Raw genomic sequence first — 22,390 nt, forward strand, 5'->3', positions numbered from 1 at the left:
GGCTGAGGGGCACCTATGGGACTCGAAGAGAAACTCCCGAGCGGCTTTCTGCTGACGACGGTCGAACAGGCCGCGGGCTGGGTGCGCAAGGCGTCCGTGTTCCCCGCGACCTTCGGCCTCGCCTGCTGCGCCATCGAGATGATGACCACCGGCGCCGGCCGGTACGACCTGGCCCGCTTCGGCATGGAGGTCTTCCGCGGATCGCCGCGCCAGGCCGACCTCATGATCGTCGCCGGCCGCGTCAGCCAGAAGATGGCGCCCGTACTGCGGCAGGTCTACGACCAGATGCCCAACCCCAAGTGGGTCATCTCCATGGGCGTCTGCGCCTCCTCGGGCGGCATGTTCAACAACTACGCGATCGTGCAGGGCGTCGACCACATCGTGCCCGTCGACATCTACCTGCCCGGCTGCCCGCCGCGGCCGGAGATGCTCCTCGACGCGATTCTCAAGCTCCACCAGAAGATCCAGACCTCCAAGCTCGGCGTGAACGCCGAGGAGGCGGCGCGCGAGGCGGAGGAGGCGGCGCTCAAGGCGCTGCCGACCATCGAATTGAAGGGTCTGCTCCGGTGAGTGACGAGACACCCAACCCCGAGAAGGAGCTGAGCGAGCAGAACCTGCCGGGTCAGCGCGGGGAGCACGGCGAGGAGGTACGCCTCCAGCGTGGCATGTTCGGCGCCAACAACGGCGGCGACACGTCCGGATACAGCGGCCTCGTCCGCTCGGTCCGCCTCCCCGGCCCGGCCAACCGCCCCTACGGCGGCTGGTTCGACGAGGTCGCCGACGAACTCGAAGGCGCGCTGGAGGAGCAGGGACTGCTCCCCGCCAACGCCATCGAGAGGACGGTCGTCGACCGCGACGAGCTCACGTTCCACATCGAGCGCGAGCACCTCGTCCGGGTCGCCCGGACCCTGCGCGACGACCCGGCACTCCGCTTCGAGCTCTGTACCGGCGTCTCCGGCGTCCACTACCCGGGCGACAAGGGCCGCGAGCTGCACGCCGTCTACCACCTGCGCTCGCTCACCCACGGCCGGCTGATCCGCCTGGAGGTCTCGGCGCCCGACGCCGACCCGCGCATTCCGTCCCTCGTCGCCGTCTACCCGACGAACGACTGGCACGAGCGCGAGACGTACGACTTCTTCGGCATCGTCTTCGACGGCCACCCCGCCCTCACCCGGATCATGATGCCGGACGACTGGCAGGGCCACCCGCAGCGCAAGGACTATCCCCTCGGCGGCATCGCCGTCGAGTACAAGGGCGCCCAGATCCCGGCTCCGGACCAGCGGAGGTCGTACTCGTGAGCACTTCCCACGCGTCTCCCCGCGAGACGACAGAAGGCGCCGTCTACACGGTGACCGGCGGCGACTGGGAAGAGGTCGTCCAGTCCGCCGCCAAGGCCGACGACGAGCGCATCATCGTCAACATGGGCCCGCAGCACCCGTCCACCCACGGCGTGCTCCGGCTCATCCTGGAGATCGACGGCGAGACCGTCACCGAGGCCCGCTGCGGCATCGGCTACCTCCACACCGGCATCGAGAAGAACCTCGAATACCGGACCTGGACGCAGGGCACCACCTTCGTCACGCGCATGGACTACCTCACCTCGTTCTACAACGAGACGGCGTACTGCCTCGGCGTCGAGAAGCTCCTCGGCATCACCGACCAGATCCCGGACCGGGCGAGCATCATCCGCGTCCTGCTCATGGAGCTCAACCGGCTCTCCTCCCACCTGGTGTGCATCGCCACCGGCGGCATGGAGCTCGGCGCCACCACGATCATGATCTACGGCTTCCGGGACCGCGAGATGATCCTGGACCTGTACGAGCTGATCACCGGCCTGCGCATGAACCACGCGTTCATCCGCCCCGGCGGCCTCGCCCAGGACCTGCCGCCCGGCGCCGTCGACGCCGTCCGCGAGTTCGTGAAGACCATGAAGAAGAACCTGCCGGAGTACGACAAGCTCGCCACCGGCAACCCCATCTTCAAGGCCCGCATGCAGGACGTCGGCTACCTCGACCTGACCGGTTGCATGGCCCTCGGCGCCACCGGCCCGATCCTGCGCTCCGCCGGCCTCCCGCACGACCTGCGCAAGACCGACCCGTACTGCGGCTACGAGAACTACGAGTTCGACGTCCCGACCGCCGACACCTGCGACTCCTACGGACGCTTCCTCGTCCGCCTGGAGGAGATGCGGCAGTCGCTGCGGATCGTCGAGCAGTGCCTCGACCGCCTCGCCCCGGGACCGGTCATGGTCGGCGACAAGAAGATCGCCTGGCCCGCGCAGCTCGCCCTCGGCCCCGACGGCCTCGGCAACTCCCTCGACCACATCAAGAAGATCATGGGCACCTCCATGGAGGCCCTGATCCACCACTTCAAGCTGGTCACCGAGGGCTTCCGGGTCCCCGCGGGACAGGCCTACGCGGCCGTCGAGTCGCCCAAGGGCGAACTGGGCGTGCACGTCGTCTCCGACGGCGGCACCCGCCCCTTCCGGGTCCACTTCCGCGACCCGTCCTTCACCAACCTCCAGGCCATGGCCGCGATGTGCGAGGGCGGCCAGGTCGCCGACGTCATCGTCGCCGTCGCCTCCATCGACCCCGTGATGGGAGGCGTCGACCGATGACGGAGAACGTCAGCCTGGGGATGCCCCAGCTCCCCGCCCCCGCCTACCCGGCCGAGGTCCACGCGCGCCTGACGGAGGACGCGAAGGCGATCATCGCCCGCTACCCCGACTCCCGCTCCGCGCTCCTGCCGATGCTGCACCTCGTGCAGTCGGAGGAGGGCCACGTGACCCGTACCGGCATGCGGTTCTGCGCCGACCTCCTCGGCCTGACCACCGCCGAGGTCACCGCCGTCGCCACCTTCTACACGATGTACCGGCGCAAGCCCTCCGGCGACTACCAGGTCGGCGTCTGTACGAACACGCTCTGCGCGGTCATGGGCGGCGACGCCATCTTCGAGGAGCTCAAGCAGCACCTCGGCGTCGGGAACGACGAGACGACGGACGACGGCAAGATCACGCTCGAACACATCGAGTGCAACGCCGCCTGCGACTTCGCACCCGTCGTGATGGTCAACTGGGAGTTCTTCGACAACCAGACCCCGGCCTCCGCCAAGAAGATGGTGGACGACCTGCGGGCCGGACGGACCGTCGAACCCACCCGCGGAGCCCCGCTCTGCACCTTCAAGGAGACCGCGCGCATCCTCGCGGGCTTCCCCGACGAGCGCCCCGGCGCCGTCGAGGCCACCGGCGGAGCCGGCCCGGCCTCCCTCGTCGGCCTGCGCCTCGCCAAGGGCGAGGCGCCCCACCACCGAATCGTTCACCCGCGCGGTGAGGCAACCCGTCAGGAGGGGGAGTGATGACCTTGGCGGCCGAGATCGACAACAACAACAGCCCCGAGAAGCTTCTCGCCCCCGTCCTCTCCGCCTTCTGGGACCAGCCCAACTCCTGGACCCTGGAGACCTACGAGCGGCACGAGGGATACCAGGGCCTGAAGCGGGCCCTCGCGATGACCCCCGACGACCTCATCGCGTACGTCAAGGAATCCGGGCTCCGCGGTCGCGGCGGCGCCGGCTTCCCCACCGGCATGAAGTGGCAGTTCATCCCGCAGGGCGACGGCAAGCCCCACTACCTCGTCGTCAACGCCGACGAGTCCGAGCCCGGCACCTGCAAGGACATCCCGCTCCTCTTCGCCAACCCGCACTCCCTCATCGAGGGAATGATCATCGCCTGCTACGCGATCCGCTCCGAGCACGCGTTCATCTATCTCCGCGGCGAGGTCGTGCCCGTCCTGCGCCGCCTCCACGAGGCCGTCCGCGAGGCCTACGCCGCCGGCTACCTCGGCCAGGACATCCTCGGCAGCGGACTGAACCTCGAACTCACCGTGCACGCCGGCGCCGGCGCGTACATCTGCGGCGAGGAGACCGCCCTCCTCGACTCGCTCGAAGGCCGTCGCGGCCAGCCCCGGCTGCGACCCCCCTTCCCCGCGGTCGCCGGTCTGTACGCCTGCCCCACTGTCGTGAACAACGTCGAGTCCATCGCGTCCGTTCCCGCGATCCTCCACCGCGGCAAGGAGTGGTTCACCTCGATGGGCAGCGAGAAGTCCCCGGGCTTCACGCTCTACTCGCTCAGCGGGCACGTCGTCTCCCCCGGCCAGTACGAGGCCCCCCTCGGCATCACGCTGCGCCAGCTCCTCGACATGAGCGGCGGCATGCGGCCGGGCCACCGCCTCAAGTTCTGGACCCCCGGCGGCTCCTCCACCCCCATGTTCACCGAGGAGCACCTCGACGTGCCCCTCGACTACGAGGGCGTCGGCGCCGCCGGATCCATGCTCGGCACCAAGGCCCTCCAGTGCTTCGACGAGACCACCTGCGTCGTCCGGGCCGTCACCCGCTGGACCGAGTTCTACGCCCACGAGTCCTGCGGCAAGTGCACGCCCTGCCGCGAAGGCACGTACTGGCTCGTCCAGTTGCTCCGCGACATCGAAGCCGGCAAGGGGCAGATGTCCGACCTCGACAAGCTCAACGACATCGCCGACAACATCAACGGCAAGTCGTTCTGCGCCCTCGGCGACGGCGCCGCCTCGCCGATCTTCTCCTCGCTGAAGTACTTCCGCGCGGAGTACGAGCAGCACATCACGGGCAAGGGCTGCCCCTTCGACCCCGCCAGGTCGACCGTCTGGGCCGACCGGCGCGCAGACCACACGGAGGTGAACGCATGACAGTCACCACGTCTGCCCCCTCCGGGGGCGGCGAGGCGGCGCTCCCGCCCCAGGACCTCGTCACGCTGACCATCGACGGCGTCGAGATCTCCGTCCCCAAGGGGACGCTGGTCATCCGCGCCGCCGAACAGCTCGGCATCGAGATCCCGCGCTTCTGCGACCACCCGCTCCTCGACCCCGCCGGCGCCTGCCGCCAGTGCATCGTCGAGGTCGAGGGCCAGCGCAAGCCCATGGCGTCCTGCACCATCACCTGCACCGACGGCATGGTGGTGAAGTCGCAGCTGACCAGCCCGGTCGCCGAGAAGGCCCAGCACGGCGTGATGGAGCTGCTCCTCGTCAACCACCCGCTGGACTGCCCGGTCTGCGACAAGGGCGGCGAATGCCCCCTGCAGAACCAGGCCATGTCCCACGGCCAGTCCGAATCCCGCTTCGACGGCGTCAAGCGCACCTACGAGAAGCCCGTAGCGATCTCCACCCAGGTGCTCCTCGACCGCGAGCGCTGCGTGCTCTGCGCCCGCTGCACCCGCTTCTCCAACCAGGTCGCGGGCGACCCGATGATCGAGCTGATCGAGCGCGGCGCGCTCCAGCAGGTCGGCACCGGCGAGGGCGACCCCTTCGAGTCGTACTTCTCCGGCAACACCATCCAGATCTGCCCGGTCGGCGCCCTCACCTCGGCCGCCTACCGCTTCCGCTCCCGCCCCTTCGACCTGGTCTCCTCGCCGTCCGTCTGCGAGCAGTGCGCCGGCGGCTGCGCCACCCGCACCGACCACCGGCGCGGCAAGGTCATGCGGAAGCTCGCCGCCGAGGACCCCGAGGTCAACGAGGAGTGGATCTGCGACAAGGGCCGCTTCGGCTTCCGGTACGCGCAGCAGCGCGACCGGCTCACCACCCCGCTCGTGCGGAACCAGGAGACCGGTGAGCTCGAAACCGCCTCCTGGCCCGAGGCCCTGGAGGCCGCCGCACGCGGCCTTGTCCGCGGCCGGACCGGCGTCCTCGCCGGCGGCCGGCTGACCGTCGAGGACTCCTACGCGTACGCCAAGTTCGCCCGGGTCGCCCTCGACACCAACGACGTCGACTTCCGGGCCCGGGTCCACTCCGGCGAGGAGGCCGACTTCCTCGCCTCCGCCGTCGCGGGGCGGGGCAGGGACCTGGACGGCACGGGCGTCACGTACACCTCGCTCGAAGCCGCCCCGGCCGTCCTCCTCGTCGGCCTGGAGTCCGAGGAGGAAGCCCCCGGCGTCTTCCTGCGGCTCCGCAAGGCCTGGCGCAAGCACGGGCAGAAGACCTACGCCGTCGCCTCCCACGCGACCCGCGGCCTGGACAAGGCGGGCGGCACCCTGCTGCCCGCCGCACCCGGCACCGAGACCGAGTGGCTCGACGCCCTCACCTCCCGGGTCGGCCTCGAAGGCGACGGACTCGCCGCCGCCGAGGCCCTCCGCCTGGACGGCTCCGTCATCGCCGTCGGCGAGCGCCTCGCGGGCGTGCCCGGCGCGCTCACCGCCGCCCTGCGCGCGTCGGCCGCCACCGGCGCCCGGCTCGTCTGGATCCCGCGCCGCTCCGGCGAACGCGGAGCGGTGGAGGCGGGCGCGATCCCGACCCTGCTGCCCGGCGGCCGGCCCGCGACCGACCCGCGCGCGCGGGAGGAGGTCGCCGCCGCCTGGGGCGTCCGCGAACTCCCGCACCGCTACGGCCGCGACACCGGCCAGATCCTGGAGGCCGCGGCCACCGGCGAACTCGCCGCCCTGCTCGTCGCCGGCGTCGAGGTCAACGACCTGCCCGACCCGGCACGCGCGCGTGCCGCGCTCGACGAGGCCTTCGTGGTCTCGCTCGAACTGCGGCCGAGCGAGGTCACCGACCGCGCCGACGTCGTCCTGCCGGTCGCCGCCGTCGCCGAGAAGCCCGGCACCTTCCTCAACTGGGAGGGCAGGGCACGCCTCTTCGAGGCCGCGCTCAAGCCCGAGCAGATGACCAGGCCGCTCGCCCCGGCCGACGCGCGCGTGCTCCACATGCTCGCCGACGCCATGGACGCCCACCTGGCCCTGCCCGACCTGCGGTCCGCACGGCGCGAGCTGGACCGGCTCGGCCGCTGGACCGAGGAGCGGGCCTCCGAGCCCTCCGAGCCCGGTCAGGCCGCGCCCCGGCCCGGCGACGGCGAGGCCGTCCTCGCCGGACACCGGCTGCTCCTCGACCTCGGCCGCCTCCAGGAGGGCGACACCGCCCTGGCCGGCACCCGCCACGCGGCGGTCGCCCGGCTCTCGGCCGCCACCGCCGCCGACACCGGAGTCAAGGACGGCGACACCCTGGAGGTCACAGGACCGGCCGGCTCCGTCACCTTCCCCCTCCAGGTCACCGAGATGCCCGACCGCGTGGTCTGGCTCCCGCTGAACTCGGCCGGCGCGGGCGTCTACTCCGACACCGGCGCCCACCCCGGCGACCTGGTCCGCATCGGCGCGGCCGCCACGACGGAGGTCCAGGAATGAACACCGTCCTCGCCGCCGAAGACCTGTCCATGTTCGGCACGGACCCCTGGTGGCTCGTCGCGATCAAGGCCGTCTTCTGCTTCGCCTTCCTGATGATCACCGTGCTCTTCTCCATCGTGTGGGAGCGCAAGGTCGTCGCCTGGATGCAGCTGCGCATCGGCCCCAACCGGCACGGCCCCTGGGGCCTCCTCCAGTCCCTCGCGGACGGCATCAAGCTGATGCTCAAGGAGGACCTGGTCGTCAAGAAGGCCGACAAGGTCGTCTACATCCTCGCGCCGATCATCGCCGCCGCCCCCGCGTTCATGGCCATCGCCGTGATCCCCTTCGGCCCGGCGGGCAACGAGGTCTCGATCTTCGGCCACCGCACGGCGATGCAGCTGACCGACCTGCCGATCGCGATGCTGTACGTCCTCGCGATCGCCTCCGTCGGCATCTACGGCATCGTCCTCGCCGGCTGGTCCTCCGGCTCCACGTACCCGCTCCTCGGCGGCCTGCGGTCCTGCGCGCAGATGATCTCGTACGAGATCGCCATGGGCGCGGCCTTCGCCTCCGTCTTCCTCTACTCCGGGTCGATGTCGACCTCGGCGATCGTCGAGGCGCAGGCGGACCGCTGGTTCGTCATCCTGCTGCCGGTCTCGTTCATCATCTACATCGTCACGATGGTCGGCGAGACCAACCGCGCCCCCTTCGACATGCCGGAGTCCGAGGGCGACCTCGTCGGCGGCTTCAACACCGAGTACTCGTCCATCAAGTTCGCGATGTTCATGCTCGCCGAGTACGTGAACATGGTGACGGTCTCGGCCGTGTCGGTGACGCTCTTCCTGGGCGGCTGGCGGGCCCCGTACCCGATCTCCACCTTCTGGGAGGGCGCGAACCACGGCTGGTGGCCGATGCTCTGGTTCGTCCTCAAGGTGCAGCTGCTCCTCTTCTTCTTCATCTGGCTCCGCGGCACCCTGCCGCGCGTCCGCTACGACCAGCTGATGAAGCTCGGATGGAAGGTCCTCATCCCGGTCTCCGTGGTGTGGCTCATGCTCGTCGCCACCGTCCGGGCCCTGCGGAACGAGAACATCGCCTTCTCCAACATCGTCCTGTACGTGGCCGGTGTCGTCCTCGGACTGCTGCTGCTGTCCTTCCTCTTCGACACGTTCCGCGACAGGAAGGCGAAGGCCGAGGCGGAGGCCCCCGAGGACGCGCGGACCTTCGACCCGATGGCCGGAGGCTTCCCCGTACCGCCCAAGCCCGGACAGTCCCTGCCGCCCGTGCCCCGGCGCAGGCCGCGGCGCGAGGGGGACCTCGTTGTCAGTGGCGCCTCCGATACTGCTACTGCGAGTGAGGGAAAGGAGACGGACGGTGTCTGACTTCCAGAATCCGGTGGCCGGCTTCGGCGTGACCTTCAAGGCCATGTTCAAGAAGCGGTTGACCGAGCAGTACCCGGAGCAGCAGAAGACGACGGCGCCCCGCTTCCACGGCCGGCACCAGCTCAACCGTCACCCCGACGGTCTGGAGAAGTGCGTCGGCTGCGAGTTGTGCGCCTGGGCCTGTCCCGCCGACGCCATCTACGTCGAGGGCGCGGACAACACCGAGGAGGAGCGCTACTCGCCCGGCGAGCGCTACGGCCGCGTCTATCAGATCAACTACGCCCGCTGCATCCTGTGCGGGCTGTGCATCGAGGCCTGCCCCACACGCGCGCTGACGATGACCAACGAGTTCGAACTGGCCGACTCCTCCCGCGAGAACCTGATCTACACCAAGGAGCAGCTCCTCGCGGGCCTGGAGGAGACCATGGTCGACTCGCCGCACGCGATCTTCCCCGGCATGACCGAGCAGGACTACTACCGGGGCCTCGTCACCGAGGCTGCGCCCGGGACCGTCCAGCAGGTCGCCGTCTCCAAGGGCGAGCAGGGCGAGCCGGAGGGGGCGGACGCATGAGCGCCAACCTCGCGGCGTACACCACGTCGAGCGGCGAGGCCTTCCAGTTCTGGGTCCTCGGCACCGTCGCCGTCGCCGGCGCCCTCGCCACGATCCTGATGAAGAAGGCCATGCACAGCGCGCTGTCGCTGGCCGGCACGATGATCATCCTGGCGGTCTTCTACCTCGCCAACGGCGCGTACTTCCTCGGCATCGTCCAGATCGTCGTCTACACCGGCGCGATCATGATGCTCTTCCTCTTCATCGTCATGCTGGTCGGCGTCACGGCCGCGGACTCCCTGAAGGAGACCATCAAGGGCCAGCGCTGGTGGGCCGCGGCCTGCGGCCTCGGCTTCGGCGTCCTGCTGATCGCCGGCATCGGCCAGGCCTCGCTCACCGAGTTCAACGGCCTCGGCGCGGCCAACTCCGCGCGCGGCGGAAACGTCGAGGGCCTCGCCGCCCTCATCTTCACCAAGTACGTCTTCGCCTTCGAGATCACCGGCGCGCTCCTCATCACCGCCGCCGTCGGCGCGATGGTGCTCACCCACCGCGAGCGCACCGAGCCGGCCCGCACCCAGCGCGAGCTCTCCGAGCAGCGCGTCCGCCAGGGCACGCACGTGCCGCCGCTGCCCGCACCCGGCGTCTACGCCCGGCACAACGCCGTGGACGTCGCCGGTCTGCTGCCCGACGGCTCCCCGTCGGAGCTCACCGTCATGCAGACCCTGCGCAAGCGGGGCCAGATCCGGGACGTGTCCAGCGAGGCGCTGGCCGACCTCAAGGCCCTGGAGCAGCGCTCCGAGGAGCGCCTCGGCCGGGACCGGGACGAAGAGGAGGCCACCCGGTGAACCCCGTCAACTACCTGTACCTCTCGGCCCTGCTGTTCACCATCGGTGCGGCCGGGGTACCGATCCGGCGCAACGCGATCGTCGTCTTCATGTGTGTCGAGCTGATGCTCAACGCCTGCAACCTCGCGTTCGTCACCTTCTCCCGCATGCACGGAAACCTCGACGGCCAGATCATCGCGTTCTTCACGATGGTCGTCGCCGCCGCGGAGGTCGTCGTCGGGCTCGCGATCATCGTGTCCGTCTTCCGTGCCCGCCACTCGGCCTCGGTCGACGACGCCAGCCTGATGAAGCTGTGAGGGGCTGACCCGTGGAAAATCTCATTGCGCTGCTCGTCGGGGTGCCCCTGCTCGGCGCCGCGGTCCTGCTCTGCGGCGGCCGGCGGCTCGACAAGTCCGGGCACTGGCTCGGCACCCTGCTCGCGGCCGTCACCTTCGTCATCGGCCTGGCGCTCTTCGCCGACATGCTCGGCAAGAGCGCCGACGACCGGGCGCTGCACCAGTCGCTGTACACCTGGATCCCGGTGGAGGGCTTCCAGGCGGACATCGCCTTCCAGCTCGACCAGCTGTCGATGACCTTCGTCCTGCTGATCAGCGGGGTCGGCACGCTCATCCACGTGTACTCCATCGGCTACATGGAGCACGACGAGCGCCGCCGCCGCTTCTTCGGCTACCTCAACCTGTTCGTCGCGGCGATGCTCCTGCTCGTCCTCGCCGACAACTACCTGCTCCTGTACTTCGGCTGGGAGGGCGTCGGCCTCGCCTCGTACCTCCTGATCGGCTTCTGGCAGCACAAGCCCAGCGCGGCCACCGCCGCGAAGAAGGCCTTCCTGGTCAACCGGGTCGGCGACATGGGCCTGTCGATCGCCATCATGATCATGTTCACCACCTTCGGGACCTTCGCCTTCGGGCCGGTCCTGGCGTCGACCGGCGAGGCGTCCCAGGGGACGCTGACCGCGATCGGCCTGATGCTGCTCCTCGCGGCCTGCGGCAAGTCGGCCCAGGTGCCGCTGCAGTCCTGGCTCGGGGACGCGATGGAGGGCCCGACCCCGGTCTCGGCCCTCATCCACGCGGCCACGATGGTGACCGCCGGTGTCTATCTGATCGTCCGCTCCGCCGACATCTTCAACGCGGCGCCGGACGCGCAGCTCGTCGTCACCGTCGTCGGCGCGGTCACGCTCCTCTTCGGTGCGATCGTCGGTTGCGCCAAGGACGACATCAAGAAGGCGCTGGCCGGTTCGACGATGTCGCAGATCGGCTACATGATCCTGGCGGCCGGCCTCGGCCCCATCGGCTACGTCTTCGCGATCATGCACCTCGTGACGCACGGCTTCTTCAAGGCCGGGCTGTTCCTCGGCGCCGGTTCGGTCATGCACGGCATGAACGACGAGGTCGACATGAGGAAGTACGGCGGCCTGCGGAAGTACATGCCGGTCACCTTCGTCACCTTCGGCCTCGGCTACCTCGCGATCATCGGCTTCCCCGGTCTGTCCGGCTTCTTCTCCAAGGACAAGATCATCGAGGCGGCCTTCGCGAAGGGCGGCACCGAGGGCTGGATCCTCGGCTCGGTCACCCTCCTCGGCGCGGCCATCACCGCGTACTACATGACCCGCGTGATGCTGATGACCTTCTTCGGCGAGAAGCGCTGGCAGGACGACGAGAACGGCAACCCGCCGCACCCGCACGAGTCGCCCAAGTCCATGACGATCCCGATGATCCTGCTGGCCATCGGCTCGGTCGCCGCAGGCGCCTACTTCGAGTTCGCCGGGTTCGTCGAGTGGCTGGAGCCGGTCACCGGCTTCGCCCACGGCCACTCGCCGCTCAGCGCCGCGACCGTCACCACCGCCACCGTCGCCGTCATGGTGATCGGCGTCGGCCTCGCCTGGCTCCAGTACGGGCGCCGGCCCGTCCCGGTGGTCGCCCCGCGCGGCTCGCTCCTCACCCGGGCCGCCCGCCGCGACCTGCTCCAGGACGACTTCAACCACGCCGTCTTCGTCACCGGCGGCACGCACCTCACCCGCTCGCTCGTCTACGTCGACCACTCCCTGGTCGACGGCGTCGTCAACGGCACCGCGGCCGCCGTCGGCGGACTCTCCGGCCGGCTGCGCAAGCTCCAGAACGGCTACGCCCGCACGTACGCGGTCTCCATGTTCGGAGGTACTGCGGTGCTGATCGCCGCGACCCTGCTGATGAGGGCGGTGTAACTCCCATGTCTCTCCCGCTCCTTACGCTGACGGCAGCGGTGCCGGCGGCCGGTGCGATCCTCACCGCCGCCGTCCCCGCCGCCCGTCGCACCGCCGCCAAATGGCTGGCGCTGCTCGTCTCGCTCGCCACGCTCGTGCTCGCCGCCGTCGTCTTCGTACGGTTCGAGCCCGGCGGCGATCGGTACCAGTTGACCGAGTCCCACGCCTGGATCAAGGACTTCGGCGTCCGCTACGAACTCGGCGTGGACGGCATCGGGGTGGCGCTCATCGCGCTCACCGCCCTGCTGATCCCCTTCATCATCCTGGCGGGCTGGCACGACGCCGACCCCCTGGAGACCAAGTCCTCGCGCTGGCGCCCGACCCAGGGCTTCTTCGCCCTGATCCTCATGGTCGAGGCGATGGTGATCCTCTCCTTCGAGGCCACCGACGTCTTCCTCTTCTACGTCCTCTTCGAAGCCATGCTCATCCCGATGTACTTCCTCATCGGCGGCTTCGGCGACCGGGCGCACTCGGGCTCCGACGAGAACGCGGCGGCCCAGCGCTCGTACGCGGCCGTCAAGTTCCTGCTCTACAACCTGGTCGGCGGCCTCATCATGCTGGCCGCGGTCATCGGGCTGTACGTGGTCGCGGGGAACTTCTCGCTCACCGAGATCGCCGAGGCCAGGGCCAACGGCTCGCTCGACATGGCGACCAACACCGAGCGGCTGCTCTTCCTCGGCTTCTTCTTCGCCTTCGCGGTGAAGGCGCCGCTCTGGCCGCTGCACACCTGGCTGCCGAACGCGATGGGGGAGGCGACCGCCCCGGTCGCCGTCCTCATCACCGCCGTCGTCGACAAGGTCGGCACCTTCGCGATGCTCCGCTTCTGCCTCGGGCTCTTCCCCGAGGCCTCGAAGTGGGCCACCCCGGCGATCATCGTCCTCGCGCTCATCAGCATCGTGTACGGGGCGCTGCTCGCCGTCGGCCAGCGGGACATCAAGCGTCTTGTCGCCTACGCGTCGATCTCGCACTTCGGCTTCATCATCCTGGGCATCTTCGCGATGACCACCCAGGGCCAAACCGGTGCCACGCTCTACATGGTCAACCACGGCATCTCGACGGCCGCGCTGATGCTCGTCGCCGGCTTCCTGATCTCCCGGCGCGGCTCGCGGCTCATCGCCGACTACGGCGGTGTGCAGAAGGTCGCCCCGGTGCTCGCCGGCACCTTCCTCATCGGCGGTCTCGCGACCCTGTCGCTGCCCGGACTCGCGCCGTTCGTCAGCGAGTTCCTGGTCCTGGTCGGCACCTACGCCCGGTACCCGGTGGCCGGCGTCATCGCCACCACCGGCATCGTCCTCGCCGCGCTCTACGTCCTCGTCCTGTACCAGCGGACGATGACCGGGCCGGTGAAGGAGGAGGTGCGCGAGCTGCCCGACCTGCGGGTGCGCGAGCTGGCGGTGGTCGTCCCGCTGATCGCCGTCCTGATCTTCCTCGGCGTCTTCCCGAAGCCGCTGACGGACATCGTCAACCCGGCGGTCCAGCACACCATGTCCGACGTCCAGCAGAAGGACCCCCAGCCCACCGTGCCCAACGTGGAGGCCGCCCAGTGAGTACAACGGCTGTCCACAGCCTGTGGACGACGGCGGCGGTCGAGCCGCTGAACAAGATCCCGGCACCGCACATCGAGTACACGCAGCTGTCGCCCGTCCTCATCGTGCTCACCGCCGCGATCCTCAGCGTCCTCGTCGAGGCCTTCGTGCCCCGCAAGGGCCGGTACGTCTCCCAGGTCTTCCTGTCGGTCCTCGCCCTCGCCGCGGCCTTCGCCGCCGTCGTCGGCCTCGCGGCCGGCGGCTACGGCTCCACCAAGGCCCAGATCGCGGCCATGGGCGCCATCGCCGTCGACGGACCCGCCCTCTTCCTCCAGGGCACCATTCTCCTCGCCTCGATCGTGTCGGTCTTCACCTTCGCCGAGCGCCGGCTCGACCCGGCCGACCACGGCCACAAGGTCGACTCCTTCGCCGCCGAGGCCGCCGCCGTCCCCGGCAGCGAGCAGGAGAAGGCGGCCGTCAAGGCCGGGTTCACCACCACCGAGGTCTTCCCGCTCGCGCTCTTCGCGATCGCCGGCATGCTCGTCTTCCCGGCGGCCAACGACCTCCTGACGCTCTTCGTCGCCCTGGAGGTCTTCTCCCTCCCGCTGTACCTGCTCTGCGCCGTCGCCCGCCGCAAGCGGCTGATGTCGCAGGAGGCGGCCGTCAAGTACTTCCTGCTCGGCGCCTTCTCCTCGGCGTTCCTGCTCTTCGGGATCGCCCTGCTCTACGGCTACGCGGGCTCCGTCTCGTACGCCACCATCGCCAACGTCGTCGACGGCACCCTCGCCTCCGTCGACCCGGCGCTCGCCGACACCATGGGCAACGACGCCCTGCTGCTCATCGGCTTCGCCATGGTCCTGGCGGGGCTCCTCTTCAAGGTCGGCGCCGTGCCGTTCCACATGTGGACCCCGGACGTCTACCAGGGCGCCCCGACCCCGGTCACCGGCTTCATGGCCGCCGCGACCAAGGTCGCCGCGTTCGGCGCGCTGCTCCGCCTGCTGTACGTGGTGCTGCCGGGCCTCACCTGGGACTGGCGGCCGGTCATGTGGGGCATCGCGTTCGTCACCATGCTGGGCGGTGCGATCGTCGCCATCACCCAGACCGACATCAAGCGGCTCCTGGCCTACTCGTCCATCGCGCACGCCGGGTTCCTGCTGGCCGGTGTCATCGCCGCCACCCCCGCCGGCATCTCGTCCGTCCTCTTCTACCTGGGGGCGTACTCCTTCGTGACGATCGGCGCGTTCGCCGTCGTCACCCTGGTCAGGGACGCGGGTGGCGAGGCCACCCACCTCTCCAAGTGGGCGGGTCTCGGGCGCCGTTCGCCGCTCGTCGCGGCGGTCTTCGCGGTCTTCCTGCTCGCCTTCGCCGGCATTCCGCTGACCTCCGGCTTCTCCGGGAAGTTCGCGGTCTTCAAGGCGGCGGCGGACGGCGGCGCGGGCGCGCTCGTCGTGGTCGGTGTGCTCTCCTCGGCGATCGCCGCGTTCTTCTACATCCGGGTGATCGTGCTGATGTTCTTCAGCGAGCCGAAGGCGGACGGCCCCACGGTCGCCGTGCCCTCGGCCCTGACGACGCTCACCATCACGGCGGGTGTGGTCGTCACGCTGGTGCTCGGCCTCGCGCCGCAGTACTTCCTGGACCTGGCGAACCAGGCGAGCGTCTTCGTCCGGTAGCCGTGCGCGTGCGTGCGAGGAGGGGCCCGGCTCATCGCGAGCCGGGCCCCTTCCGCATCCGCCGGGGCTGCCGCACGCGGGGGTGACCGGCGGGAGGTGCCCGTGGCATCGTGGAATCCGCCCCGAATGGTCTGTACCACTCACCGGGAGGAAGCGCCACGATGCGCGGCTCGACCGTCTTACCAGGGACTCCCTGCGCCACCCCCAGAGCGGGCGACCCGCCCGTCCACCGCCTGGAACTGCGCCTCCCCGACGACGTGCCCTTCGCCGCCGGAAGCTTCGACGCCGTCGGCCCCCTGTCGCGGGCCGCCTTCCCGCACCGCCACACCTTCTACGAGATCGTCCACGTCACCGCCGGGACCGGCGCCCACGTCGTCGACCTGGCCCGCTGGGAGCTCCGCCCGCCCCACCTGGCCGTGATCGTGCCCGGACAGGTCCACCACTGGGAGGACGCCCGCGGCCTGGACGGCACCGTCGTCCTCTTCACCGAGGAGTTCCTCCTCGACCACCCCGGCGACCGGGACCTGCTGCGCCGCCTCGGCGAGCGCCCCTGGCTCACCCTCGACGGGCCCACCCACGCCCGTACCGCCCGGCTGATGGCCGAACTCGCCGAGGAGTACGGGCACGGCGCCGCCGGCTTCGCGACCGTCCTGCGGTCCCTGCTGCGCGTCCTCCTCGTCCGTACGGCACGACTGCCCGGCCCGGACGGCGGGGCGCCGACCGGCAGGGCCGGGGCCGTCGCCGAGGAGTTCGCCCGCCTCGTCGCCGCCACCGGAGCGGACACGGCCGACGAACGGCCGGCGGCGGCCCGTTCCGTACGGGAGTGCGCCGAGCGGATCGGGGTCACCCCCGGCCACCTCACCGAGGCCGTACGGGCCGCCACCGGCCGCACCCCCGGCGCGCTGCTCCGGGAGGCCCGCACGCGCGAGGCACAACGCCTCCTGATCGGCACGGGACTGACGATCCGCCAGATCGCCGCCCGGGTCGGCTTCGACGATCCCGCCTACTTCTGCCGCTTCTTCCGCCGCGAGACGGGCCACAGCCCGGGGCACTTCCGAAAACACCACGACCGCCGTGTTCCGTCCCTCGAAGTCGACGGCCCGCGGCCCTAGGTTCGTTGCCATCCCCGCCACCCCCGCCCCCGCAGGAGGAGCAGGCATGGACCACGAGACCAGCACCGGACACATCACCCGCAAGGCGGTGCTGCGCGCCGCGCTCGCCGCCGGCATGGCGGCGCCCGCGGTGCTCATGGGCGTCCCCGCGCTCGCCCGCACCCTCACCGCCGGCGAGTCGGCGCCCGCGCTCACCCCGGCGTGCGACGACGGCGACGATCCGACCCCGCCGCAGACCGAGGGCCCGTACTTCAAGCCGAACTCCCCGCTGCGGACCAGCCTGTTGGAGTCCGGCACGGCCGGCGTGCGGCTGACCGTCAGCGGCTATGTCTTCGGCCTCGCCTGCAAACCGATATCGGGCGTCCTGCTCGACTTCTGGCAGGCCGACACCAACGGCGCCTACGACAACTCGGGATTCCGCTTCCGCGGCCACCAGTTCACCGACGCGCAGGGCGCCTTCAAGCTCACCACCATCGTGCCCGGCCTCTACCCGGGCCGCACCCGGCACATCCACGTCAAGCTCCAGGCCCCCGGCAGGCCCGTGCTCACCACCCAGCTGTACTTCCCGGGCGAACCCCGCAACAACACCGACACGATCTTCGACCCGCGGCTGCTCATGACCGTCCGGGACGCGGGCGGGGCCAGGGAGGCCGCCTTCGACTTCGTCCTGAACGTGCCGCAGGACCCCGGCCCGAGCCCCACCCCGACGCCCACGCCCACGGCCACGGGGTCTCCCGGCGGCACCTGGGCCGCCGGGACCGCCTACAAGGCCGGGGACGCCGTCACGTACGGCGGCCTGGGCTACGCGTGCCTCCAGGCACACACGGCCCAGGCCGGCTGGGAGCCGCCGAACGTCCCCGCGCTGTGGCGGGTGCGCTGACGGCCGTACGACTCAGTACGACTGAGTACGACTCGGTACGGCTCAGGCGGAAGGAACGATCCGGCCCCGGACCTCGCCCAGCCCCACCCGCGTGCCGTCCGGGCCCGGCGCCCAGGCCGTCAGCACGACCTCGTCGCCGTCCTCCAGGAACGTCCGCTTGCCACCGGCCAGTTCGATCGCGTCCCGGCCGTTCCAGGTGAGTTCGAGGAGCGAGCCGCGCTGGCCGACCTCGGGCCCGGACACCGTCCCGGAGCCGTACAGGTCGCCCGTGCGCAGCGAGGCGCCGTTCACCGTCATGTGGGCGAGCTGCTGGGCCGCCGTCCAGTACATGGTGGAGAACGGCGGCTCGGCCACGGCCTCGCCGTTGATCTCCACCGTGATCCGCACGTCGAAGCCGCCCGGCTCCTCCTCGGCCGCGTCGTCCAGGTACGGAAGCAGCGGGAAGTCCCGCGCGGGCGGGGCGGTCCTGGCGGCGTCCAGCGCCTCCAGGGGCGTCACCCACGCCGACACCGAGGTCTGGAACGACTTGCCGAGGAACGGGCCCAGCGGCACGTACTCCCAGGCCTGGACGTCCCGCGCCGACCAGTCGTTGAGCAGCGACAGGCCGAAGACGTGCTCCCGGAAGTCGCCGAGCGCGACCGGCTTCCCCAGCTCCGACGGGGCGCCGACGAGGAAGCCGACCTCCGCCTCGATGTCCAGCTTGATCGAGGGCCCGAAGACCGGAGCCGCGTCCGCCGGCGCCTTGCGCTGCCCGGAAGGGCGTACGACATCGGTGCCGGAGACCACGACCGTGCCCGCGCGACCGTGGTAACCGATCGGCAGGTGCTTCCAGTTGGGGGTCAGCGCGTCGCCGTCCGGGCGGAAGATCCGGCCCACGTTCGTCGCGTGGTGCTCGCTCGCGTAGAAGTCGACGTAGTCCGCGACCTCGTACGGCAGGTGCAGCGTCACCGCGTCCAGCGGGTACAGGAGCGGCTCGATGTCCGCCCGGTGCGCGGGCACCGTCACCCAGGCCGTGAGCGCCCGGCGCACATCGCGCCAGGCGGTCCGCCCGGCCGCGAGCAGCGGGTTCAGGCTCGTCCGGGCGAGCAGCGCCGCGTAGGGCGAGCCGAGCGCGTGCGCCGCGGCGCCCGCGTCCAGCACGTACCCGCCGATCCGGACACCGAGCCGGCGCCGCTCGGGCTCGTCGGCGGTGGAGAAGACGCCGTACGGGAGGTTGTGCGGGCCGAAGGGATCGCCCTCGGCCAGGTCGAGCGGGCTGTGCTCGGACATCTGTGCGTGCCTCGCTTTCCACGTGTGTGGGGGACACGTTACGGGGCCTGCCGCCGGGCGCTGATGACATGGATCACACAGAAAGTGCGGCCTCCGTGGGCAACTGTCCGTCTTCGTGCGGTTTATGTGGCCGACGGGGATTGCGCTCGTCCCTGAACCGCGAGAACAGCCCTCCCTCAGGGGCGTTCTCGGCCATACGATCACGGTGGTATCGCGCCGCGTGAAGTGACCGCAGGCGCGCGCCCCGCATGTCTCTCCCCTTCCTGACCAGGAAAAAGGTCCCGCACTGTGAAGATCCGTCGCATCCTCGCGACCGCCGTGGCCGCCGCCGTGACCACCCCGGTCGTCTTCCTCTCCGCCGCGCCCGCCTTCGCCGACACCAAGCCCGGCGGCACGCAGACGCAGAAGCCCGCGTCCGACGAGGCCGACAAGCCCTCGTACGAGGAGCTGGAGAAGGCCGTTGCCGAGGCGGAGGCCAAGCTCAAGGACCTCAAGGCCAAGCGCAAGGCGGCCGTGCAGGACATCAAGGACGACAAGATCGATGAGGCTCTGAAGACCGAGCTCGCCGCGGCCAAGGCCGCCGTCGAGGCCGCGAAGACCGCGAAGGCCACCGCCGACGCGGCGCTCGTCACCGCCGAGGAGGCCCTGGCGAAGCTGAAGGAGACCGGCAGCACCGCCACTCCGGAGGAGATCGCGACGGCCGAGCAGGCCGTCACCGCCGCGAAGACCGCCGCCGAGGCCGCCGCCGCCGGCAAGACCGCCGCCGACCTCCGTCTGACGAACGCGGACACCGCCTACGACGACGCGCGTGTCGCCCTCGCGCGGAAGGTCGGTCTCATCGACGTCGACATCGTGGTGGCCGAGCAGGAGCTCGCCGACGCGGAGGACGCCCTGGCGGCCGCCTTGGAGGAGGGCCTCAGCGACTGCGAGGAGGACGACTCCGTGAAGGTCGCCCTGAGCGGCCCGAAGTCGGTCACCGCCGGCACCAGCGCGATCTTCTCGCTGCGCGTCAGCAACACCTCCGACCGCACCCTCGACCAGGTCGGCGCCCTCGCCTATGCCGCGGCCCTGCCCGACAGCGCCGAGGACATCGACGACGAGAGCGACTTCAAGGAGTACATCTCCATCGAGTGGTCCTCCGCCGACGTCCTGGAGTGGACGAAGGTCACCGAGGAGCACGACGCCATCGAGGTCGGCGACCTGGTCAAGGGCGGCTCCAAGGACGTGAAGCTGCGCCTCACCCTGGAGAGCGACACCCCGGCCGGCCCCGGTGTCGCCTTCGCCGTCGGCGTGTACGAGAACAACGACGGCAGCTGCGGTCTCGGCGAGCAGTACGCGACCGCCGACTTCGACATCCTCGCCGCCAAGGGCGACAAGCCGTCCCCGAAGCCCACCTCGGCGACGGAGTCCCCGGAGCCGTCCCCGTCGACCACGACGCCCACCCCGGCGCCGACGGTCACCTCCACGGGCAACGGCGACACCACCCAGCAGGGCGGCTCGTCGAACACCCCGGTGAACGACGGCGCCCTCGCCGCCACCGGTGCCAACGACACCCTGCCGCTCGGCCTGGCCGCCGCCGGGGCCGTCGCCCTCGGCGCCGGCGCGCTCGTCCTCGCCCGCCGCCGCAAGGCCGGCGCGAACGCGTAAGCAGCCGCGTAAGGCATGACGAAGGCGCCCGCACCGACCCCGGTGCGGGCGCCTTCGCGCGTGTCCGGCAGCCGACGTCAGCCCGCCGTGCGCGGGATGCTCTTCTCCCACGTGCGGTGGAAGACGACCTCGCCGCCCTCCTTGCACACGACCTCGTTCGCGGTGTGGAAGGAGTCCGCGTCGCAGGAGATCTCCGAGCGCGTGTCGACCGTGACGTCCCAGGCCATCTCCGGCCGGTGCAGCCGGATCGACCACTCCGAGCGGGTCCGCGCGGACAACGGGTCGCCCTCGTCGATCGTGTACGTCTCCACCGCGTCCTCGGTGAACTCCAGGCCGTCCGGGTACACCCGCGTCCCCCCGTACTTCGGGTCGACCTCCAGCTTCCACTCGCCCTTCGCGACGTCCCGCACCACGACCCGCTCCGGGCGCGGCTCCTCCAGGGTGCGGGGGTAGGCGACGCCCAGCGGCTCGGACTGCTCCGGCTCGTCCCACTCGACGGCGTCCTCCGTGTGGCGGCGGACCGGCAGGGTGAGGGAGGAGCCCGCCGGGTCGAGCGTGAAGCCCGCCGCGTCCGGCTGCGGCCAGATCCACGGCCAGTACGTGGAGGAGACCGCGAGCCGCACCCGGTGGCCGGGCGGGAAGGTGTGCCCGATGCCGTTCAGCTCGAAGACGAAGCTCTCCCACTCGCCGATCTGCGCCTCCACGGACCGGTCGCGGCCGTAGCGGGCGGAGAAGTTCAGCGCGCCGCGCGTGACGAGCGTGGAGGAGCCGTCGGGGGCGATGTCGCAGAGCCGGGCGACGACCTGGCCGGTCGGTGCGGGCGTCTGCAGGTGGAGGCTCACGGACGGGCGGCCGAGGATCTCGATGGGGCCGCCGTCCTCGGGGACGGGGAAGTCGAAGCAGGCCGAGTGGGCGTCCTCCTCGCGCTGGTCCGGCGGCAGGTCGGCGTCGTTGCCGAAGGGGAAGAACCGGCCGGCGTCGATGCCGGTCTGCTGCGGGGAGTCGACGACGACCGGGGCGCCCTGGAAGGCGTACGTGACGGGGGTGACGTTCGGCGACGGCCAGGCGGGGTCGGTGACCCAGCGGCCCGGCAGCTCCTCGTACACGGTGGCCGGCGGGTGCGACTCGCTGATCCAGGTGCGCAGCAGCGGCTCGGCCATCACGTCGTTGTCGACGCCCTTGAGGTGGTGGTCCCACCAGCGCAGGGTCTCCTGGAGGAAGCCGATCGCGGGCCCCGGCGGCAGGCCGCGGTCCGGGTACTGGTGGGACCAGGGGCCGATGATGCCGCGCACCCGGTCCTGGGGGAGGTGCTCGGCGAGCCGCAGGACGGTGTCCCGGTACGGGTCGTGCCAGCCGCCCACGGCGAGCACGGCGGCCCCGATGGCGGAGTAGTCCTCGCAGACGCTGCCGTGCCGCCAGTACGCGTCGCGGGTCTGGTGGGCGAGCCAGGTGTGGATGAGCGGGTCCACGGCCTCCAGGCGCTTCAGCCACCGCTCGCGCCATTCCTCGCCCGCGTACCGGGGGTCGGGCGGCCGGCAGACGAAGGCGAGCATGGTGGCGGCCCAGGCGTGCATGTCGACGCCGAGGACCGAGCCGCCCATGTAGTGGACGTCGTTGTCGTACCGGTCGTCGGTGGAGCAGACGGTGACGATCGCCTTGAGGGGTTCGGGGGCGAGGGCGGCGATCTGGAGCGAGTTGAAGCCGCCCCAGGAGATGCCGAACATGCCGACCTTGCCCGTGCACCAGGGCTGCTCGGCGAGCCAGTTCACGACGGCCACGCCGTCGGCGAGCTCGACGGCGTCGTACTCGTCGCCGGGGAGGCCCTCGCTGTTGCCGTGGCCGCGGACGTCGACCCGTACGGAGGCGTAGCCGTGGCCCGCGTACCAGGGGTGGCGCTGCCAGTCGCGGGGCGCGGTCCAGTCGGAGAGGCGGTACGGCAGGTACTCCAGGAGGGCCGGTACGGGCTCCTCGGTGACCGGGCGCCAGATCCGGGCGTACAGCCGCGTCCCGTCCGGGAGCGGGATGCGGACGTCCTCGTGGCGGGTCTCGTACGGGAAGTCGGTTCGGATCTTCGGCTTCGTCATCGGGTCCCCTCGGGG

18 protein-coding genes are annotated in these 22,390 nt (G+C 70.8%); 16 read left to right on the top strand and 2 right to left on the bottom strand.

The window, feature by feature from the left end; genetic code table 11:
* Positions 1 to 15: 15 nt before the first annotated feature.
* From ACZ6K0_RS02055 to ACZ6K0_RS02125, 15 genes are all read left to right on the top strand, one after another.
* Positions 16 to 570, top strand: coding sequence for a NuoB/complex I 20 kDa subunit family protein (locus ACZ6K0_RS02055; protein ID WP_024756031.1), 555 nt, complete (start codon positions 16 to 18; stop codon positions 568 to 570).
* On the top strand, positions 567 to 1,298 hold the full coding sequence (locus tag ACZ6K0_RS02060; protein WP_376408795.1) for an NADH-quinone oxidoreductase subunit C: 732 nt from the start codon (positions 567 to 569) through the stop codon (positions 1,296 to 1,298). Before ACZ6K0_RS02055 ends, ACZ6K0_RS02060 begins: the two co-directional genes overlap by 4 nt.
* Positions 1,295 to 2,617, top strand: a complete 1,323-nt coding sequence (locus ACZ6K0_RS02065; protein WP_024756029.1) for an NADH-quinone oxidoreductase subunit D — start codon at positions 1,295 to 1,297, stop codon at positions 2,615 to 2,617. Before ACZ6K0_RS02060 ends, ACZ6K0_RS02065 begins: the two co-directional genes overlap by 4 nt.
* Positions 2,614 to 3,354 (top strand): NADH-quinone oxidoreductase subunit NuoE, encoded by a 741-nt coding sequence (nuoE, locus tag ACZ6K0_RS02070; protein WP_469229268.1) that lies wholly within the window; start codon positions 2,614 to 2,616, stop codon positions 3,352 to 3,354. The genes ACZ6K0_RS02065 and nuoE overlap by 4 nt, the downstream gene beginning before the upstream one ends.
* Entirely contained in the window at positions 3,354 to 4,715 is a 1,362-nt protein-coding gene (gene nuoF, locus ACZ6K0_RS02075) for an NADH-quinone oxidoreductase subunit NuoF (protein WP_376408792.1), read from the top strand. Before nuoE ends, nuoF begins: the two co-directional genes overlap by 1 nt.
* A complete protein-coding gene (locus ACZ6K0_RS02080; protein ID WP_469229270.1) occupies positions 4,712 to 7,195 on the top strand; it encodes an NADH-quinone oxidoreductase subunit G in 2,484 nt (827 codons plus the stop codon). The genes nuoF and ACZ6K0_RS02080 overlap by 4 nt, the downstream gene beginning before the upstream one ends.
* Complete coding sequence (gene nuoH, locus ACZ6K0_RS02085) at positions 7,192 to 8,553, top strand: NADH-quinone oxidoreductase subunit NuoH (protein ID WP_376408786.1); 1,362 nt, start codon at positions 7,192 to 7,194, stop codon at positions 8,551 to 8,553. Before ACZ6K0_RS02080 ends, nuoH begins: the two co-directional genes overlap by 4 nt.
* Positions 8,546 to 9,124 carry an NADH-quinone oxidoreductase subunit NuoI gene (gene nuoI, locus ACZ6K0_RS02090; protein ID WP_376408783.1) on the top strand — a complete coding sequence of 193 codons (579 nt, stop codon included), beginning with the start codon at positions 8,546 to 8,548 and terminating at the stop codon, positions 9,122 to 9,124. The genes nuoH and nuoI overlap by 8 nt, the downstream gene beginning before the upstream one ends.
* On the top strand, positions 9,121 to 9,948 hold the full coding sequence (locus ACZ6K0_RS02095; protein ID WP_376408781.1) for an NADH-quinone oxidoreductase subunit J: 828 nt from the start codon (positions 9,121 to 9,123) through the stop codon (positions 9,946 to 9,948). The genes nuoI and ACZ6K0_RS02095 overlap by 4 nt, the downstream gene beginning before the upstream one ends.
* Complete coding sequence (nuoK, locus tag ACZ6K0_RS02100; RefSeq protein WP_469574803.1) at positions 9,945 to 10,244, top strand: NADH-quinone oxidoreductase subunit NuoK; 300 nt, start codon at positions 9,945 to 9,947, stop codon at positions 10,242 to 10,244. The genes ACZ6K0_RS02095 and nuoK overlap by 4 nt, the downstream gene beginning before the upstream one ends.
* An 11-nt stretch (positions 10,245 to 10,255) precedes the next feature.
* Positions 10,256 to 12,148: an NADH-quinone oxidoreductase subunit L gene (nuoL, locus tag ACZ6K0_RS02105; protein ID WP_469229273.1), complete on the top strand. Its 1,893-nt coding sequence runs from the start codon at positions 10,256 to 10,258 to the stop codon at positions 12,146 to 12,148.
* Positions 12,149 to 12,153: 5 nt separating this feature from the next.
* A complete protein-coding gene (locus tag ACZ6K0_RS02110) occupies positions 12,154 to 13,734 on the top strand; it encodes an NADH-quinone oxidoreductase subunit M (RefSeq protein ID WP_469229274.1) in 1,581 nt (526 codons plus the stop codon).
* On the top strand, positions 13,731 to 15,383 hold the full coding sequence (gene nuoN, locus ACZ6K0_RS02115; RefSeq protein WP_376408773.1) for an NADH-quinone oxidoreductase subunit NuoN: 1,653 nt from the start codon (positions 13,731 to 13,733) through the stop codon (positions 15,381 to 15,383). Before ACZ6K0_RS02110 ends, nuoN begins: the two co-directional genes overlap by 4 nt.
* Positions 15,384 to 15,544: 161 nt before the next feature.
* A complete protein-coding gene (locus tag ACZ6K0_RS02120) occupies positions 15,545 to 16,495 on the top strand; it encodes an AraC family transcriptional regulator (protein WP_469229276.1) in 951 nt (316 codons plus the stop codon).
* A 46-nt stretch (positions 16,496 to 16,541) separates the two neighbouring features.
* Complete coding sequence (locus tag ACZ6K0_RS02125) at positions 16,542 to 17,375, top strand: dioxygenase family protein (RefSeq protein WP_469229278.1); 834 nt, start codon at positions 16,542 to 16,544, stop codon at positions 17,373 to 17,375.
* Positions 17,376 to 17,417: 42 nt separating this feature from the next.
* Here ACZ6K0_RS02125 and fahA read toward each other — a convergent pair whose 3' ends face one another.
* Complete coding sequence (gene fahA / locus ACZ6K0_RS02130; protein ID WP_376408764.1) at positions 17,418 to 18,644, bottom strand: fumarylacetoacetase; 1,227 nt, start codon at positions 18,642 to 18,644, stop codon at positions 17,418 to 17,420.
* 288 nt (positions 18,645 to 18,932) lie between these two features.
* Here fahA and ACZ6K0_RS02135 point away from each other — a divergent pair, with 288 nt between their 5' ends.
* Positions 18,933 to 20,291, top strand: a complete 1,359-nt coding sequence (locus ACZ6K0_RS02135; RefSeq protein WP_469229280.1) for an LPXTG cell wall anchor domain-containing protein — start codon at positions 18,933 to 18,935, stop codon at positions 20,289 to 20,291.
* 77 nt (positions 20,292 to 20,368) lie between these two features.
* Here ACZ6K0_RS02135 and ACZ6K0_RS02140 read toward each other — a convergent pair whose 3' ends face one another.
* Positions 20,369 to 22,375, bottom strand: coding sequence for a CocE/NonD family hydrolase (locus ACZ6K0_RS02140; RefSeq protein ID WP_469229282.1), 2,007 nt, complete (start codon positions 22,373 to 22,375; stop codon positions 20,369 to 20,371).
* Between the last annotated feature and the right edge of the window lie 15 nt (positions 22,376 to 22,390).

The sequence above is a fragment of the Streptomyces sp. NPDC042346 genome, assembly GCF_055581845.1.

What these genes read in the sequence shown, in the direction of transcription:
- ACZ6K0_RS02055 (WP_024756031.1), top strand. Translation starts at nt 16, where the DNA reads ATGGGACTCGAAGAGAAACTCCCGAGCGGCTTTCTGCTGACGACGGTC.
- nuoE (WP_469229268.1), top strand. Translation starts at nt 2,614, where the DNA reads ATGACGGAGAACGTCAGCCTGGGGATGCCCCAGCTCCCCGCCCCCGCC.
- nuoF (WP_376408792.1), top strand. Translation starts at nt 3,354, where the DNA reads ATGACCTTGGCGGCCGAGATCGACAACAACAACAGCCCCGAGAAGCTT.
- ACZ6K0_RS02080 (WP_469229270.1), top strand. Translation starts at nt 4,712, where the DNA reads ATGACAGTCACCACGTCTGCCCCCTCCGGGGGCGGCGAGGCGGCGCTC.
- nuoH (WP_376408786.1), top strand. Translation starts at nt 7,192, where the DNA reads ATGAACACCGTCCTCGCCGCCGAAGACCTGTCCATGTTCGGCACGGAC.
- ACZ6K0_RS02095 (WP_376408781.1), top strand. Translation starts at nt 9,121, where the DNA reads ATGAGCGCCAACCTCGCGGCGTACACCACGTCGAGCGGCGAGGCCTTC.
- ACZ6K0_RS02110 (WP_469229274.1), top strand. Translation starts at nt 12,154, where the DNA reads ATGTCTCTCCCGCTCCTTACGCTGACGGCAGCGGTGCCGGCGGCCGGT.
- ACZ6K0_RS02120 (WP_469229276.1), top strand. Translation starts at nt 15,545, where the DNA reads ATGCGCGGCTCGACCGTCTTACCAGGGACTCCCTGCGCCACCCCCAGA.
- ACZ6K0_RS02125 (WP_469229278.1), top strand. Translation starts at nt 16,542, where the DNA reads ATGGACCACGAGACCAGCACCGGACACATCACCCGCAAGGCGGTGCTG.
- fahA (WP_376408764.1), bottom strand. Translation starts at nt 18,644, where the DNA reads ATGTCCGAGCACAGCCCGCTCGACCTGGCCGAGGGCGATCCCTTCGGC.
- ACZ6K0_RS02140 (WP_469229282.1), bottom strand. Translation starts at nt 22,375, where the DNA reads ATGACGAAGCCGAAGATCCGAACCGACTTCCCGTACGAGACCCGCCAC.